Below are 15662 nucleotides of genomic sequence, written 5' to 3'. Positions count from 1 at the left end.
GCATGCGTCGCGCCAGGATCGCGGCGGCCCTGCCACTGTTGGCGTGCGGCGCACTCGTGCTGTCCGCATGTTCGGACGATCCGCCTGCGCCCAAGCCGGTCGAAACCGAAGTCCCCGATGAGCTGAAGGGTTCTGCGCCGGTCGCGGCCGACCTCACCGATTCCGCTTCCGCAACGCAGATGGAAGAACGCGTTGCGACGATCGGGCTGCTGAACAAGCGCAACAACCTTTCGCAGGACTTCGAGATGAAGCCGGGCGATGCTCGCCGTGTTGGCGATGTAGTGATTCGCCTTTCGGCCTGCGAGAAGACCGCGCCATGGGAAATGCCGCAGGAAGTCGGCGCCTTCGTTCAGGTTTCGGTGAAAGATCGCGGATCGAACGATTTCCGCCGCATCTTTTCGGGATGGCTGTTCAAGAATTCGCCGAGCCTGAATGTCGTCGAACACCCCATCTATGATGTCTGGGTGAAAGACTGCGCGATGACTTTCCCGGGCGAGGAATAGGCAGAGCCTTCCTCAAGTACCTGGGCCATCGCCTGCGCCAGCGTCATCGTCGTTTCGCCTTCGGCACCAGCCAGCAATTCGAGATATTTCGCCTGAGGCAACTCGGTCGCGCCCATCGAGGCGAGGTGATCGGTCATAAACTGGCAGTCGAGCAGCACGTAGCCGGCGCGTTTCATCAGCGCGACGAGCCATGCCAGCGCAACCTTGCTCGAATCGGTGCGGCGGCTGAACATGCTTTCCCCGCAGAACACCATGTCGAAACTGACACCGTAAAGCCCGCCGACCAGCTCTTCGCCGTCCCAGCACTCGATTGAGTGTGCGTGCCCGGCCTCGTGCAGGTGTGAATAGCTTTCGTGGATACGCTCGCTGATCCAGCTTTCGGGATGCCCGGGTCGCGGCGCGGCGCATGCGCGCATGACATCTCCAAAAGCAGTGTCGAGCGTTATGCGGAACCGGTCCTTGCGTACTACCTTGGCGAGGCTGCGCGACATGCGGAAACCATCGAGCGGCAGGATCGCACGTTCGCGTGGCTCGACCCAGAAAATCTCCGGATCGTCGCGGCTGTCGGACATGGGGAAGATCCCGCTGCGATAGGCGAGCAGGAGGACTTCGACAGGAATTGCGGGCAGGCGGGGCGAATGCATCGCGCCTTCCATAGCAGGCGGAAGAGGGAAATCGCCACGAGAGATGCGCAAAGCGATTATCGCATGTTGCCTTGCCGCGATCTTGCCTATAGAGGGCGGCGGCGCTGCAGGGGTGTAGCTCAGCTGGTAGAGCATCGGTCTCCAAAACCGAGGGCCACGGGTTCGAATCCTGTCACCCCTGCCATTTTTTTGTTCTTGGTCGCAGCCACAAAAAATTTCGCGCATGTCGCTTTCTTTCAGCAGCCTTGCACGCCGCGTGTCCGGCAGGATTGCCGCATGGCGCGCCAATGACGCCGAAACGCGGCGCCTGTGGCAGGAACGCGAATTGCGCGGCCGGTCATCCGAAGCGGATTTCGAGGGCGAACTGGCGCTGCTCGACCGCAATTCGATCTGCATCGACCTCGGCGCCAATGTCGGTGACGTGACAGAGCGCCTGGCGGCTGTCGCGGGCCATGTACATGCTTTCGAACCGGACCCCTGGGCGTTCGATCAACTCGAACGACGGGCACGGTCGTGGGACAATGTCACCCTGCATCGCAAGGCGATGGGCGCTGCGGCTGGAACGGCTACATTCTTCCGCGATCCGAAATTCGACGAGGCACCCGGCATGCGCTCGCAAGGCACGTCGGCCTTCCACTCGATCCTGTGGCGGGGGAAGGGCGAACCCTTGGAAGTGGAAGTTGTCGGTATCGAGGCCTTCCTGAGCAGCCTCGATCGCGACGTCGCGCTGATAAAGATGGATATCGAGGGCGGCGAAGTCGCAATTCTGGAGGCACTGCTGGGCAGCCCGTCGGCGGAACGCATAGGCGCGATCTTTGCCGAAACCCACGAATGCCAGATCCGCGAACTGCGGCGGACGATTGCCGATTTGCGCCGGCGAGCCACGCAGATCGCTGCGCCGCGTCTTTACCTCGACTGGCACTGAGCCGCGTTAACCCGCGCAAAGAAAGCCGATTCACACGCGAATCACATGCTGCTAAGCGTCGCGGCATGGGGGAAAAGCTCGATTTCATTCGCCAGGCCGACTGGCTCGGCAAGGAGCGGGTCCGCTCCTACAGCCTGATCCTGCTGCTCGGATCGCTGGCAATGATGGTCAACAGTTTCATCAAGGCGATGGGCGAGGGGGGCAGCGATTTCCTGGCTTTTTGGAGCGCGGGCAAGGTTGCCCTCGCCGGCCGGTTTGCCGACGTGTTCGACCCCGAATTGTTGAAGCCGGTGCAGGAAGCGACCGGTTTTGATGGCGTTTTCGCTTTCGTCAATCCGCCGCCGTTCCTGTTCGCGGTCATGCCTGTCGGCGGCCTGCCTTACCCGCTGGCGTGGATCGCCTGGGTGGCGGGAACCTTCGCGATATGGGCTGCCGTGTGCTGGAAGATTTGGCCGAAATACTGGCCGCTGATCCTCGCCTATCCCGGTGCGCTGATCGCTGCCGGCCATGCTCAGAACGGGTTGCTTACAGGCGCGCTGCTGGTCGGCGGCGTTGCATTCGCGCAGCGGAGGCCATGGCTGGGCGGGGTATTGATCGGGGCACTGGTGATCAAGCCGCACCTGGCGCTGCTGATGCCATTCTGGCTCGCCGCTGGCCGGCAATGGGGTGCCTTTTTCGCTGCCGGAGTGTCGTCGGTGGGCCTGCTATTGGTATCATGGCTCGCCTTCGGGACCGAGACGATGCTCGCCTATACCGAAAGCTGGGCGGTCAGCGCGCAGATCATGCAGAACGACGATCCCGGCTTCTACCTGCGGATGGCGACGCTGTACGGGCAGTTGAGGATTTACGCGGGGCACGAGGTCGCTCTTGCCGTCAACGCCGTGCTCGCGCTGGCGATGATCGTGATGGTGTGGCGGTCGTGGTCGCGCTTTGGCGGAGACATGGCTGCAACAGGTGCGTTGGCTGTGGCAGCGACCCCGCTCGCCTCGCCCTACCTGTTCAATTACGACCTGCCGTTCCTGATCCTGCCGACGCTTTGGCTCGCCATGGAAGCGCGGCGGAGCGGTTTCAGGCCGTGGGACAAATTGTTGCTGCTGGCGCTTTACGTCTCTCCTTTCGCGACGCGCGCCGCCTCCCTTCCGTTGGCGCTGAACCTGATGCCTGCTTTCAGCGCGCTCATGGTGTGGATGATCTGGCAGCGCGGGCGGAAGAATCCTGCGGGAACCACTTAGGCAGGTCGTTCATTATCAGCGGTGGACGGAGGGCACTTTTGGCGTTGGAGAATTAGCGATGTCGAGCCTGTCCTACCGCAGTAGCCGCCCCGATGGTTGGGTCCAGCCACGCCCCCATGTCGACGCCAGCCTGCGTCGCATGAAGCACGGGCCGATCCAGCCGATGGAGCAGCCGGGATTTTTCGCGAGGCTTCTGGGCGGTCGCTGAACGAACGCACTGACCGACAGATAGAACAAGGGCCGGAGCGCTGATGCGACCCGGCCCTTTCTATTGTCCGCAGTGGAAGTGCGCGAGGTAATCAGTACTCCTCGGGCTCTTCCGGCGTATCTTCGAAGTGGTCCTTGCCTGCGGTGCGGTCACCCTTGGCAAGTTTGAAGACGACGCCCGAAAGAAGGGCCAGCGCCAGCAGGTTGGGCAGGGCCATTGCAGCGTTGGAAATGTCGCCAAGGCGCCAAACAAGTTCCGAAGGCTGCGCAGCGCCGAGGAAGATCACCACGCACCACAACACGCGCCATGCCATGTGCAGCTTCTTCTCGCCCGAACGGTTGGAGCCCTTCATCCGGTCGTAGAGGAAGGTGATCGCCCGCTCGCCGTAATAGGACCACGTCAGCAGCGTGGTGAAGACGAACAGGATCAGCGCGATCGAAGCGACCAGCGTACCGATCGGCACACCGCCCAGCATCATCGGAAAAGCCGCGGCAAAGGCACCGCTGGTCATCTCGAAGCCGACCTTGTCGGACTGCCAGGCGTGCAGCACCGCTTCACCGCCGGCGGTGAAGTCGCCGCGCACGGTGAGGATCACGAGCGCCGTCATGGTGCAGATCACGATGGTGTCGATGAAGGTGCCGAGCATGGCCATGCGGCCCTGTTGTTCGGGATCGTTGGTCTGCGCCACCGCGTGGGCGATGGCGGTCGAACCCTGGCCTGCTTCGTTCGAGAACAGCCCGCGCGCGACACCGGCACGGATCGCGATGATCATGGCCGCGCCGACGAAGCCGCCGCTCGCTGCCTGCGGGTTGAACGCCCCGTGGAAGATCAGCGCGAAGGTTTCACCGAGGTCCCCGAAGTTCAGGATCAGCGCGATCACCGCCATGACGATGTAGGCCGCTGCCATGAAGGGCACGACCTTTTCCGCGACGTTACCGATCGACTTGATGCCACCGATGATGACGATGAAAACCAGCGCCGCAGTGATCAGCCCGCCGAGCCATTCGGGCATGCCGAACAGTTCGTTCATGCCGTCGGCCATTGCATTGGCCTGGATCGAGTTCCCCGTGACCAGCGCCGAGAACAACGTGCCGAGACAGAAGACCACGGCGAGCCATGTCCATTTCTTGCCAAGGCCCATCATGATGTAGGTCATCGGGCCGCCGCGCAGCACGCCGTCGCTGGTACGCTCGCGATAACGGATCGCCAGCGAACCTTCGGCAAAGGCCAGCGCCATGCCGAACAATGCCGTGATCCACATCCAGAAGATGGCGCCGGGTCCGCCGAGCGCAATGGCGGTGGCGACACCGGCCAGATTGCCCGTGCCGACCTGCCCGGACAGCGCGGTCGAAAGCGCCGCGAAGGGCGAAATCTCGCCTTCACCGGTGCTCTTGCGGCCAGCGAACAGGCCCTTGATGGCGGTGCCCAGTTTGACGATCGGATAGAATTTCAGGCCGACCATGATCCACAGGCCCATGCCCAGGAGGAAGATGGTCATGGGGGGGAAAGGGATGACCTCTTGGCCGTTCCAGGTTCCCACCCAGATGAAATCGGAAAGGTTGGTGACCGGTTCGATCATCCGTTCGCCAAGGCTTGGCGGTGTGGCATTTGCCATCGTTGGTATTCCCCTCAAACGTCCCGTATTTAGTAAAGCGGGCAAGCTAGAGAGGAGGATGCCGCATGGCCAGCGCAAAAGTTTCAACAGCAACCGGGTTGCAATGACCGGGCCCCGAAGGCTGGCGTGACGCTTGCTTTTGCCTCGGCCACGATTTAAACGCTGCGGCGTCTTCCGACATTGGAATCAGTGGCAGCCCCTCCCGGACCTTGTTCGGGGCGGCGCGGAGCCCTACCTGAAAGCCGGTGCCGCGAGGCGAAAGTAATTTTGAAGGACGAGAGTTCAGGCAATGGCCGAAGAAAAGAAGCGCAAGACGAGCCCGGCGGAATTCGTCAACCAGGTCCGTGCGGAAGCCGGCAAGGTGGTGTGGCCGACGCGCGAGGAAACCGTGCGTACGGCGATCTTCGTTTTCATCATGATGATCATCCTCTCGCTCTTCTTCCTGGGCGTCGATTCGATCTTCAATGCCCTGGTGAACTGGCTGCTTACGCTGGCCTGATCGCCGCAAAACCCGAATTTTCCGGCGCCGCAGGGCGCAAGAGACCTACAGGACACAAGGACAATCCATGGCTCGCTGGTACATCATCCACGCTTATTCCGGCTTCGAGAACAAGGTGCGCGACGCGATCATCTCCGAGGCTGAACGCCTGGGCCTGTCGGAAGCGGTAGAGGACGTTCAGGTCCCGACCGAGACCATCACCGAGGTCAAGCGCGGCAAGAAGGTCCAGGTCGAACGCAAGTTCATGCCGGGCTACGTCCTCGCAAAGCTCAAGATGACCGACGACGTGTACCACCTCGTGAAGAACACGCCCAAGGTCACCGGCTTCCTTGGCTCGGGCAACAAGCCGCAGCCGATCAGCGAAAAGGAAGCGGCGCGTTACTTCGGCGGTGTCGAAGAAGCGAAGGCTGCGCCCAAGCGCGACATTCATGTCGATTATGAAATCGGCGACCAGGTCAAGGTGCTCGACGGTCCCTTCGCCAGCTTCAACGGCGTGGTGGAAGAGCTCGATTTCGACAAGGCCAAGGTCAAGGTTTCGGTTTCGATCTTCGGTCGTGCGACCCCGGTCGAACTCGACTTCGAACAGGTCGAACTGGTCAAGTAACCTTCAGGCTTAGTGTGCACGAAAGTGCGCCCGGTCACGGCCTTGCGATCGCATCACGAACGGGCGGCGAAAGCTGCCCGTTTCCTTTGCGCGCTCAATATTCGGCGTAGGGAATTTCGACGTCGCCCGGCGAGACATAGCCCAAGAGGACGAGGCCAATGACCAGCCACATGGCGATCAGGAGGTATTCGCGCGAGTTCTTCATGCCAGCCAGCTATAGTTTGCGACGTAGGAAAGGCCGATTACCGCGGCCCATGTGACGATCCGTTCGAGCGTCTTGCCCAGATCGCTCTCGATCTTCTTGGGCCAGAAGGCGAGCAGCGACCCGTGGGCGAAGCCCCAGAGCAAGTAGCCAGCCGAAAGATTGTGCCACAGGCCCATGAAGACGAAGGCGGCAATCGTGGCGTAGCGGGCATTCATCCCGCGCATGTTCAGCGGCAGGAAGATATACTGCATGACGAAATTCGCCATCGAACGGTGCCAGCGCTGCCAGAAATCGCGGATATTGGTCGCCTGCCAGGGACGGTCGAAGTTGTAGGGCAGCGTCCGCCCGAACAGGCGCGAGCTGTATTCCGCGATCAGACTCTGGCCATAGAAGCCGGTGAACAGCACCAAGAAGAACAGCGGTGCGCCTTCGAAGCCGAGATCGACCGTGCGCGGCGATCCGCTGATCTCGCGCGCGACCTTCATCAGGAACGGATTGATCAGCACGACCGTCACGATGCCGGTCAGCAGGAAGCGGAAGTTCTGAGCGGTCAGGATCGGGCGCTCATCGGCTTCGGCCTGCTTGCGCAGTTCCATCCCGGAAAACACAGGACCCACGATCAGCGCGGGCAAGTAATAGGCGGCAGCCCAGATCCACTTCAGTTCGCTGCGCTCGAAACCCGATCGCAGGGCCAGCAATTGCTTTGCGGTCATGAAGATGCGGATCGTCGAGAACGATATTGCCAGCGTCTCGACAGAGATCAGCAGGATATCGGGATGCAGTTCCACGAACAGCAGGTTCAGCAGCAGGATGTAGGGCAGGTATTGCCTGAGGTCGCTGGTGCGGTCCTTCTTCTCCAGCCACAGCACCAGCAGGCTGGCCTCTGCAGCGGTGAAGGCAATCCAGAGCAGCGAGATCGGCGCATAGAGCGCCAGGAAAGCAATGCCGAACAGCGACAGGATCAGCGCCGGACGGCGTTGCCCGGCAAGCCCGAACACAAGCCATGCGGCGACCAGAAACAGCAGGTGCGTAAGCGGATTGATCACTTGATGCGCCCCTTCAGTTCGCCGGCCATGTACTCGGTGATGATCTGCGCACCTTCGAAATTGAGGTGGATCGGATCGCGGTAGATTTCCTCGATCCGCCCCTGCTGCTCAGGCGTCAGGCGCGAACGAATGTCGATTACTTCCCCGCCCAGGGCCTTGCCGAAGTCGGCGAAATCCTGCGCGTCGGCAGCGCTCCGGCCCATGCTCGGATATCCGACCATCACGACCTCGCTACCCGCAGCCCTGATATCGGCGAGCAGCTTGCGGTTCTGGTCGATCTCGAAAACGCGGCTGTCGGAGAACACATCTGCCGCCTTGCGCTGTTCGATATCGTGTTGCCATTCCTGCCGCTTGGCAGCGTCCATCACTTCGCCCGGATTATCGCCTTTCTTGAGAGGAAGGGTGCCGTAGGGCCAGTTGCCGGCAAGCTGGAACTTGGCCTCTGTGCGGCAGGCTTCCTTGGGTTCGGCCATGCGCGGAATGCTGAGCGTGGCGGTGATGCGTTCCACCTGGCGGTCGACCCACATGGCGGGGATCGTGCGGAAACCTTTTTCAGCCCAATGCGGCAGCCACGATCCCGTCGGGCTCGATCTGGCGTCCTTTTGCAGCGCGACGAGCTTGTCCCAGTCCTGGTAGGCGACGGTCGCACGCGGATGGATCGGGTGGCCGGCCGGCTGCTGCCAGTGTTCGGCCAGCACGACCATCGGCTGGTAAACCACCAGCTTCGGAGCGCCGCGATTCTCGATATATTCGTCCACGATCATGCGCAGCGTCACGATGTTCGCCTGAACCACGGCCAACTTTTCGACGGTTACGCCGCCTTCGGGCGCGATCAGTTGCTGCAGATAGGCCTGGTCGATCGAGGCCCCGGTCTGGCTATTGCCGATGACGAGAATGTCCGCGGCAGGCAGGTCGGCATTGGCAACCTCGTGGCTGCAATGGAATGCGACGTTGAGATCGTATGTTTGTTCTTCGGCACCAACCCAGATCATCGCCGCGGCGGTGCCCGCCGCAAGAAGCGGCGCGATCAGGAACTTGATCATAGCTGTTCCTTGATCGCTTTCCGGTCGATCTTGCCGTTGTCGTTGGTCGGCAGCTGGGAAAAATGCAGGAATTGCTTCGGCATCATGTAGGATGGCAGCGTGCTCGACAGGCCGGAGAAATCCGCCTCGCTATTGCCCTGGAACGCGATGACGATCACCGGATTCGCTGCATCGCCCATGACCACGGCTGCTGCCGCGTCGACCCCGGCGACTTTCTTGCAGATGCTTTCGATTTCGCCGAGTTCGACCCGGTGGCCGCGGATTTTTACCTGGCTGTCCATCCGGCCGACATAGTCGATGTTGCAGTCGCTGATACGAACGAGGTCGCCGGTGCGATAGAACCGCGTTCCGTCATCCGAGCTTACGAAGGGATCTTTGTCGATTGCGGGCTGGTACCCGTCGAAGACCTGCGGACCACCCAGCAGCAGTTCGCCGTCGCGCCCCGGCTCGACCGGGACAACTTCGCCGTTCGCGAGGAGCGCGACCCTGTTGTCACCGAACGGTGCGCCGAGCGAAACCGCACCCATCGCGTAATCGCTTTCGGACAGCTTGTGGGCGGTAAAGGCGATGGTGGCTTCCGTCGGACCGTATAGGTTCCAGATCTCGCCGCCGTCCTCGACCAGTGCAGACATGGCCTCGGCATATCCGCCGGGAAGCGCCTCGCCGCAGAACATCGCTTTCTTCACGCGCGCATCGGTCGGCATGGCAGCCTGACCGCGCGAGGCAGCAATCGCGAGAAGGGGGACGGAGAACCAGATATCGATGGCGTTCGATGCGATGAAGCGGTGGGGCATCATCAAATCCATGTCCTTGGCCGGAACCAGCGTTCCGCCCGACATCATGCTGACGAAGATGTCATGCATCGAAAGATCGAAGCTGAGATCGAAGAATTGCGTCGCCCGCCAGTGATCCTCGATCCCGACGGTTTCGATGATGTTGGTGACGTAATGCGACAGGTTCGAATGGACGATCGGAACGCCCTTGGGTTCGCCCGTGCTGCCCGAAGTGAACAGCTGGTACACGACATCGCCATCGGCTGGCTGGGCAGGTTTCCTGTCGGCACCATCGACCATCAGGTCGATCGGCCGCGACGGAATGTCGAACTGCGCAGCGATGTCGGCATGTGCCGGATCGAACAGGCACTCGACCGCGCCGGAACGGTCGATGATCTTCTTCAGACGCTCGACCGGGAAAGTGGGATTGCAGGGCACGAACGTCCTGCCGAAGCGAAAGCAGGCAAGCACCGCGACATAGGCTTCGAATGACCGGTTGGCGACGATCGCCACCGGGCCGTCTGCGTCGGATGCCCCGGCGATAGCTGCGGTCAGTTCGCGCAGCCGCGCATAGCTCATCGGCTGCGACCAGGCCGAATCGAATGCGGCGCGGTCACCTTCGGTTTCGAGCCGCTGCTCGATCGCATCCCACAGGCGCGTCACGTTCAGAGCACCTCGTTGAGGAAAGCGTGCATCGTCGGCACGGAGGTGAAGTGGAATGCATCGTCGTCGGCGAGGTCGACCTGGTACTTCTGCGCAACCGCGGTGAAGACCGCGATGAAGGCCAGCGAATCCCATTCAGCCGGTTCACCCATCTGGGAATCGGGCAGGACCGGGCTCGACAGGCTGCCGGTGCCGCTGACTTCGCAAAGCGTGGTGTCGATCAGGGATACGAGTTCTTCGACGCTGACGTGTTTCATATCATCATTCCGATCATTTCTTGCGCCTCGCGGGCGTAGGTTTTCTCATCATCGGTCCATTCAGCCATCGGGCCGATCTGGTATCCGGTTGATTTGCGGTTCTTGTGGTTCTCTGCGCCGGCAATGGCGGCGGGAATTCCTGCGGCATCGATGCCGAAGTGCCGGGCGATCCGGGCGAGGTAGGCCTCGGGACCGGCTTTCAATTCTTCGAATGGCAGCACGAGGACGCGCGCGCCGAAAGCGCTGCGAGCCTTCAGCAGCAGGTCGTTGGTTTCGCGCCACAGCCAGATATTGCGCTTGATGGCGGACCAGTCGTTCCACGCGGCGTCTTCCGGCGTCCCCTTGGCAGGGCGGATCCGGCCCATCTCGATGAAGCGTTCGCGCGGGGACAACTGCTTGCCCGGGTCGGGCCAGCCGACCGGAAGCAGGTCTTCGCCGCTCATTGCGGTCGATGACCGGACGAAGGGCTCCAGCTCGCGAATGATCGCGACCATGCGCATTTCGGGATGCGCCTTCAGCAGGGCATCGGCGATTGTAGGGTTGTAATAGGCGACATCGACCAGCGTTTCGCATCCGGCCTGGGCCATTTTTTCGGCAATGACGGTCGGGCTGCGTTTGGCGCTGACGACGCGTTCGGCGGCTTCCGCGCTCAGATATGCCTGGCGGTTTTCGAGGTTCACCAAGGGGAGGAGTGGTTCGCTATCCTTGTCGGAACCGCGATAGCCCTCGTGACAGGCGGCCACGCCAGAAAGGCTGTCGAGCGCACGTGCGAGAAACGTCGTCGCGGTTCTGCCGGTACTTGCGATCACGTGAAACGACACTTCGAACTCCAGCTTCCGAAGTCATGCGGTGCTTGCCCGGTCGCATTGTCCTGCCGATCGCGTCGTCGCCCGGTAAAAGGCTAACGACAAGAATCAGAGTTAATGCGTATCCCGGTCCAGCATGCATACCCCCTGGTTGATGCCCGAGTTTCCTAGGAAAGATTGGTTAACAAATTCCCACCGGAGCGGGTGCGACGGTGCAATTTTGCCATGAACGGGAAGGCGTTGGGCCGTTGCGGTGCGAATTTGATCTATTCGGCTTTTCCCGCTGCCGCTTTCGGCTATGAGGCGCGCAGTGGACGGATGGCGCAACCTTACCCGGGACAACAGGCTCGCGATGCTGCTGGCACTCGTGCTGATGCTGGGCGTGCGCGCAATCGTTCCGCAAGGGTATATGCCCGATAGCGATGCCGGAGCGGCCACCCTCTCGGTGAAGGTCTGCAATGCGACCGGCGCCGACCTGCGGATCAAAATCCCGCTGAAGGACAGTGAAACGCGGCAATCTGACGATGCGTCGGGCGAACGGCATTGCGACTTTGCCTCGCTGGCCCAGGCCGCTCTCGGCACGGATGCTGGCATCTGGGTTCCCGAACCGCCGGTCTTCACCGTAAATCCGGATGCCGCAGTCGACGCACCGGCAATTGCGCCTATCGAGCGCTTGCGGCCGCCCTTGCGCGCGCCGCCTCTCACTGCCTGACAAGCCACCCTTAATTTATCCGTCGCCTGGCGTGGTGTGACCCGAGTGTCCGCCCGCGCAGCGACACTTGTCAGCGGAATTTCCCATGTCTTTCGAATTGAAGTTCAAGGCAGCCCTTCTTGCAGGCTGCACCATTGCAATGTCATCCACCGTCTCTGCGCAGGAGACGGGCACAACGGACCGTGCCGACGCGGTCCTGACCGATACCATCGTGGTCAGTGCCACCCGATACCGTAGCGAGCAGGTCGACAGGCTCGACCCGCCAGCAGAGATCGCGCTGCCTGCCGATGCTGCTGCGATTGCCGCTCGTGCACCGGGCGGCGCGCTGGTCGGCAACGGCCCGATTTCCGGCCAGCTATCATATCGCGGCCTTTCGGGAGAGCGCGTGGTCGGCAAGGTCAACGGTCAGCGCTTTGCCAGCGGCGGTCCCAATGCGATGGACCCGCCGATGCACTATGCTCCATCGGTCCTGCTCGAACGGATCGAGCTCGCCCGCGGGGTCGCGCCCGTATCGGAAGGGCCGGGGCTCGCCGGTGCGATCAATGCCGTGCTGGTCGAAACGGGCTTTGGCAAGGGCAGCGATTTCGAGGCGCATGGCCATGTCGCGGCCCAGTACCGCAGCGTAGACGACAGCTATGCCGCAGGCGGCACTATCGGCATCGCCAATGAGCGCTGGCGATTGGGCGTGATCGCCAGCCGCGAAGAGGGCGATGACTACGAGATCCCGGGCGCCCGTGCGGGGGGCACAGGCTACGAGCGGACGCAATATGGCTTGCATGCAGGGTTTCGCACCGGTCCGGGCGAATTGTTCGTCGAATATCGCCGCAACGAAACCGACCCGACGGGCAATCCGCCCTTCGCGATGGACATCATCTATTTCAACACCGATTTCGTGCAGGGCGGCTTTCGCGGAGAGATCGCCGACGATCTCGGCCTGGAAGTGCGGCTGGGACAGGTCTCGGTCCGTCACCTGATGGACAACCAGACGCTGCGCAATCCTCCCGCGCCCAATGCCCGGGCGACCTTCGCCGATGCGGACACCATGACGGGCGAGGTCAAGCTGCGGATCGGCCAGGATAACCGCAACCTCACGATCGGCGGCGATCTCGAATTTACCGACAAGCAGGTGCGGATCACCAATCCCGCCAATGCAGCCTTCTTCCTCGATGCGCAGCCGGGGCTGGTGTCGGAGCGGCTGGGTGCCTTTGCCGAGTGGCGCGGCGGCATAGGGGTTGCCGAGTTCCAGATCGGCGCGAGGGTCGACCGCTACGACCAGTCTGCCGGCATTCCGCAACTCGGCGCAGCGGTGCCGATGGGGCCACGCGGTCTCGCCAATGCCTTCATCGCCAGCGACCGCAGCCTTTCCGACACGGTGGCCGATGTCGTCGTTCGCGCCTGGATGCCGATGGGCGCGCTGACGCCGCGACTGACCTTGGCCCGCAAGACCCGCGTACCGAGCCTGCTCGAACGCTTCGCATGGCTTCCGACCGAGGCGAGCTATGGTCTTGCCGACGGCAATATCTACGTCGGCAACCGGGACCTGCGCCCGGAGACTGCATGGATCGCCGAGTTGGGCGTCGATTACGAGAGCGATGCGGTCATGCTGCGCCCCACGATATTCTATCGCCGCGTCGACGATTACATCCAGGGGACGCCGTTCGATGCGACTGTCGGCGTGGTCGATAGCCCGGTCGAGATGGTGGCGGCGATGAACGGCGATCCGACCCCGCTGATGTTCCGCAATACCGATGCCGAGCTTTACGGAGTGGACCTCGATTTCCGGCTACGACCGGTCGGCAGGATCGAGATCGCCGGTACGGCAAGCTGGGTGCGTGCGAAGCGGCGCGACGTGGACGACAACCTCTACCGCGTGGCTCCGCCCAACCTGACGGTTTCGGCTGCGTGGCGCGGCGACCGCCTGACCTTCGGCACCGAACTGACCGCAGTGGCGAAGCAGGACAAGGTTTCGGCCACCAATGGCGAGTTGCCGAGCGATGGTTATGCCGTTGTCGGACTGTTCGGCCAGTATGCGCTTGGCCACAATCTTGCGCTGGGGGCAGGGGTCGAGAACCTGTTCGACACTTGGTACCAGCCGCACCTTGCCGGGGTGAACCGTGTCGGCGCTTCCGACGTAGCTTTGGGAGAAAAGCTGCCCGGCGCGGGCCGCGGGGTATGGGTCAGGCTGACAGCCGGGTTCTAGCTTGCATCCGCAATCCTAGCCTGCCGCGCTACGCCAGTGACCAAAGGCGCCGCGCGGCAGGTCGTTTCGGATAAACCCGGAAGGGGCCGGACCGGCAGTCCTGGCTTAGAGGCAGGGTCCCTCTTTGCGCTTGTTGTCGAAGCCGTAATACCAGTACCGCTGGCCCCGGCTGCCGTCGCTCTTGGTGCAAGAGGTATAGCCCGACCGGCTGGTGTCCCGCGCATTGCTGCGACTGCCGGACTGTTTCACATACATGTCCTCGGTGATGGTCGTGTCGACCTTTGCTGGTTTCGGGGCGCTGCTCGGCGGCAAGGCTGCAGCGCGCTTGTACAAATCCTGGCGGGCTTCGTACTTGCCCCGAGCATCGGCGATGATCTTGTCGCCGTCGCAACTCTCGAACTGACTGCCCTTGGAAAGCTCGCAGTCCTTGTCGAAGGCCCACTTCGCGTCTGCAAAATCGACCGGACCATTCCACCCGTACGTCGCCATCATGGCGTATCTTGAACAGCCGGACTTGTTGCCAAGGTTGCAGGCCTTGCGCATCAGTGCGCGAAACTTCGCCTTGTCGGGATTGCGGTTAGGCCCATGTTCCCAGCCCTCCGCCGCTTGGAGGCAGGCCGTTGCATGGTCTGCGGCGCAGGCGCGCTCGAAATAGCGCAATTGCTCCGACAGTCTGTTCGGGAACATGTAGGCGAGCAGCCCGCGCTGGTAACATGCCTCTGCGTTTCCGCCCTCGCACGCTTTCGCGTGCTGCGCAGCCTTTGCTATCCGTGGGTCATCTTGCGCTGAGGCGATCGACATCGGAGCCGCGATCATCGCGCCCAAGCCGACCATGATTGCAAGACGAAGTTTCCGGATTTTCATTGGCATCCCTCGCGCGTTTCGACTGATCCAGTCCCCTTGGTGGCTATGCGAAGAGCAAATCTCCGGCAATAACAAACAGTTCAAATTGCCGCGTTTTCCTACAGCGTTACCGGATCGTAGGCAGGCGAAGTGACCCTTGCTCCTCTCGCTCTGCCTCTCGCGTCAGAAGAAATTCGCGCATTCCAGGGCGAGCTTTTCTGCGAACAGGACTGTGTTCCATGTGTTCCATCCAATAGGATTTGCCCTCGGTGCTGCAGGCTCGAATCGCTTGCATTTGGCGCACAGGACGCTATGTGCGCGCCTTCCCAATCACCGATCGGGAAATCCGCGCGGGAGGTTCGCTCCAACCCAGTTGGGCGGGCCGCTTGACCGCTTACCATGAGCCACGGTTCGAAAGAGGCGTGGCGAAAGTGAGAAAAGGAGGCCAACGATGGCCAAGAAAATCGACGGCTATATCAAGCTGCAGGTGCCTGCCGGCACCGCCAATCCCTCGCCGCCTATCGGCCCTGCACTGGGTCAGCGCGGCGTGAACATCATGGAATTCTGCAAGGCCTTCAATGCTGCGACCGACAGCCTTGAAAAGGGCATGCCGATTCCGACCACGATCACGGTCTATGCCGACCGTTCGTTCAGCTTCGTCACCAAGAGCCCGCCAGCGAGCTTCCTGATCAAGAAGGCTGCAAAGCTGAAGTCGGGTTCGAAGGAACCAGGCAAGGTTTCGGCCGGAACGATCAAGCGTTCGGCCCTTGCTGAAATCGCCCAGACCAAGATGGCCGACCTGAACGCAAACGATATCGAACAGGCAACCAAGATCATCGAAGGCTCCGCGCGTTCGATGGGTCTCGACGTGGTGGAGGGCTAAG

The 15662-nt window shown here is 61.9% G+C and carries 17 protein-coding genes and 1 tRNA gene; 10 read left to right on the top strand and 8 right to left on the bottom strand.

Annotation, left to right across the window (positions count from 1 at the left end; translation table 11 throughout):
• Nucleotides 1-2: 2 nt before the first annotated feature.
• Nucleotides 3-503 carry a DUF2155 domain-containing protein gene (locus AMC99_RS10740; RefSeq protein ID WP_061927942.1) on the top strand — a complete coding sequence of 167 codons (501 nt, stop codon included), beginning with the start codon at nt 3-5 and terminating at the stop codon, nt 501-503.
• On the opposite strand, the gene aat is transcribed toward AMC99_RS10740, so the two are convergent.
• Nucleotides 452-1147, bottom strand: coding sequence for a leucyl/phenylalanyl-tRNA--protein transferase (gene aat, locus AMC99_RS10735; protein WP_061927940.1), 696 nt, complete (start codon nt 1145-1147; stop codon nt 452-454). The genes AMC99_RS10740 and aat overlap by 52 nt on opposite strands.
• A gap of 108 nt (nt 1148-1255) precedes the next feature.
• Between aat and AMC99_RS10730 the strand changes: the two genes are divergently transcribed.
• The 4 genes from AMC99_RS10730 (at nt 1256) to AMC99_RS14170 (ending at nt 3512) form a co-directional block, all read left to right on the top strand.
• Nucleotides 1256-1331: transfer RNA gene (locus AMC99_RS10730), tRNA-Trp, on the top strand.
• 39 nt (nt 1332-1370) lie between these two features.
• Nucleotides 1371-2072, top strand: a complete 702-nt coding sequence (locus AMC99_RS10725; RefSeq protein WP_061926418.1) for an FkbM family methyltransferase — start codon at nt 1371-1373, stop codon at nt 2070-2072.
• A 65-nt stretch (nt 2073-2137) separates the two neighbouring features.
• The gene (locus AMC99_RS10720; RefSeq protein ID WP_061926416.1) at nt 2138-3304 is read left to right on the top strand and encodes a glycosyltransferase family 87 protein; all 1167 of its coding nucleotides are present in this window, start codon (nt 2138-2140) and stop codon (nt 3302-3304) included.
• Nucleotides 3305-3362: 58 nt separating this feature from the next.
• Complete coding sequence (locus AMC99_RS14170) at nt 3363-3512, top strand: hypothetical protein (RefSeq protein WP_198143520.1); 150 nt, start codon at nt 3363-3365, stop codon at nt 3510-3512.
• Nucleotides 3513-3603: 91 nt separating this feature from the next.
• Here AMC99_RS14170 and AMC99_RS10715 read toward each other — a convergent pair whose 3' ends face one another.
• Nucleotides 3604-5127: an alanine/glycine:cation symporter family protein gene (locus tag AMC99_RS10715; RefSeq protein WP_061926414.1), complete on the bottom strand. Its 1524-nt coding sequence runs from the start codon at nt 5125-5127 to the stop codon at nt 3604-3606.
• Between the two features lie 289 nt (nt 5128-5416).
• Here AMC99_RS10715 and secE point away from each other — a divergent pair, with 289 nt between their 5' ends.
• Nucleotides 5417-5626, top strand: a complete 210-nt coding sequence (gene secE / locus AMC99_RS10710; RefSeq protein WP_061926412.1) for a preprotein translocase subunit SecE — start codon at nt 5417-5419, stop codon at nt 5624-5626.
• Nucleotides 5627-5693: 67 nt separating this feature from the next.
• Nucleotides 5694-6230: a transcription termination/antitermination protein NusG gene (gene nusG, locus AMC99_RS10705; RefSeq protein ID WP_061926410.1), complete on the top strand. Its 537-nt coding sequence runs from the start codon at nt 5694-5696 to the stop codon at nt 6228-6230.
• A gap of 201 nt (nt 6231-6431) precedes the next feature.
• On the opposite strand, the gene AMC99_RS10700 is transcribed toward nusG, so the two are convergent.
• The 5 genes from AMC99_RS10700 to AMC99_RS10680 are packed head-to-tail and all read right to left on the bottom strand — an operon-like array spanning nt 6432 to nt 11038.
• Complete coding sequence (locus tag AMC99_RS10700; RefSeq protein ID WP_061926408.1) at nt 6432-7481, bottom strand: MBOAT family O-acyltransferase; 1050 nt, start codon at nt 7479-7481, stop codon at nt 6432-6434.
• Nucleotides 7478-8524, bottom strand: coding sequence for an SGNH/GDSL hydrolase family protein (locus AMC99_RS10695; RefSeq protein ID WP_061926406.1), 1047 nt, complete (start codon nt 8522-8524; stop codon nt 7478-7480). Before AMC99_RS10695 ends, AMC99_RS10700 begins: the two co-directional genes overlap by 4 nt.
• Nucleotides 8521-9960 carry an AMP-binding protein gene (locus AMC99_RS10690; protein WP_061926404.1) on the bottom strand — a complete coding sequence of 480 codons (1440 nt, stop codon included), beginning with the start codon at nt 9958-9960 and terminating at the stop codon, nt 8521-8523. Before AMC99_RS10690 ends, AMC99_RS10695 begins: the two co-directional genes overlap by 4 nt.
• 2 nt (nt 9961-9962) lie before the next feature.
• Entirely contained in the window at nt 9963-10217 is a 255-nt protein-coding gene (locus tag AMC99_RS14165) for a hypothetical protein (protein WP_061926402.1), read from the bottom strand.
• Nucleotides 10214-11038: a sulfotransferase family protein gene (locus tag AMC99_RS10680; RefSeq protein ID WP_061926400.1), complete on the bottom strand. Its 825-nt coding sequence runs from the start codon at nt 11036-11038 to the stop codon at nt 10214-10216. The genes AMC99_RS14165 and AMC99_RS10680 overlap by 4 nt, the downstream gene beginning before the upstream one ends.
• Nucleotides 11039-11321: 283 nt before the next feature.
• Here AMC99_RS10680 and AMC99_RS10675 point away from each other — a divergent pair, with 283 nt between their 5' ends.
• Nucleotides 11322-11735, top strand: coding sequence for a DUF2946 family protein (locus AMC99_RS10675; RefSeq protein WP_157058307.1), 414 nt, complete (start codon nt 11322-11324; stop codon nt 11733-11735).
• A gap of 85 nt (nt 11736-11820) precedes the next feature.
• On the top strand, nt 11821-13935 hold the full coding sequence (locus tag AMC99_RS10670) for a TonB-dependent receptor (protein ID WP_061926395.1): 2115 nt from the start codon (nt 11821-11823) through the stop codon (nt 13933-13935).
• 105 nt (nt 13936-14040) lie between these two features.
• On the opposite strand, the gene AMC99_RS10665 is transcribed toward AMC99_RS10670, so the two are convergent.
• Entirely contained in the window at nt 14041-14799 is a 759-nt protein-coding gene (locus AMC99_RS10665; RefSeq protein ID WP_061926393.1) for a tetratricopeptide repeat protein, read from the bottom strand.
• Between the two features lie 430 nt (nt 14800-15229).
• Here AMC99_RS10665 and rplK point away from each other — a divergent pair, with 430 nt between their 5' ends.
• Nucleotides 15230-15661, top strand: coding sequence for a 50S ribosomal protein L11 (gene rplK, locus AMC99_RS10660; protein ID WP_061926391.1), 432 nt, complete (start codon nt 15230-15232; stop codon nt 15659-15661).
• Nucleotide 15662: the final 1 nt, after the last annotated feature.

It is taken from the genome of Altererythrobacter epoxidivorans (assembly GCF_001281485.1).
Taxonomy (GTDB): Bacteria; Pseudomonadota; Alphaproteobacteria; order Sphingomonadales; family Sphingomonadaceae; genus Erythrobacter; species Erythrobacter epoxidivorans.
Note: the sequence above shows the minus strand (reverse complement) of the source record. Positions and strands in the feature narration are given on the sequence as shown.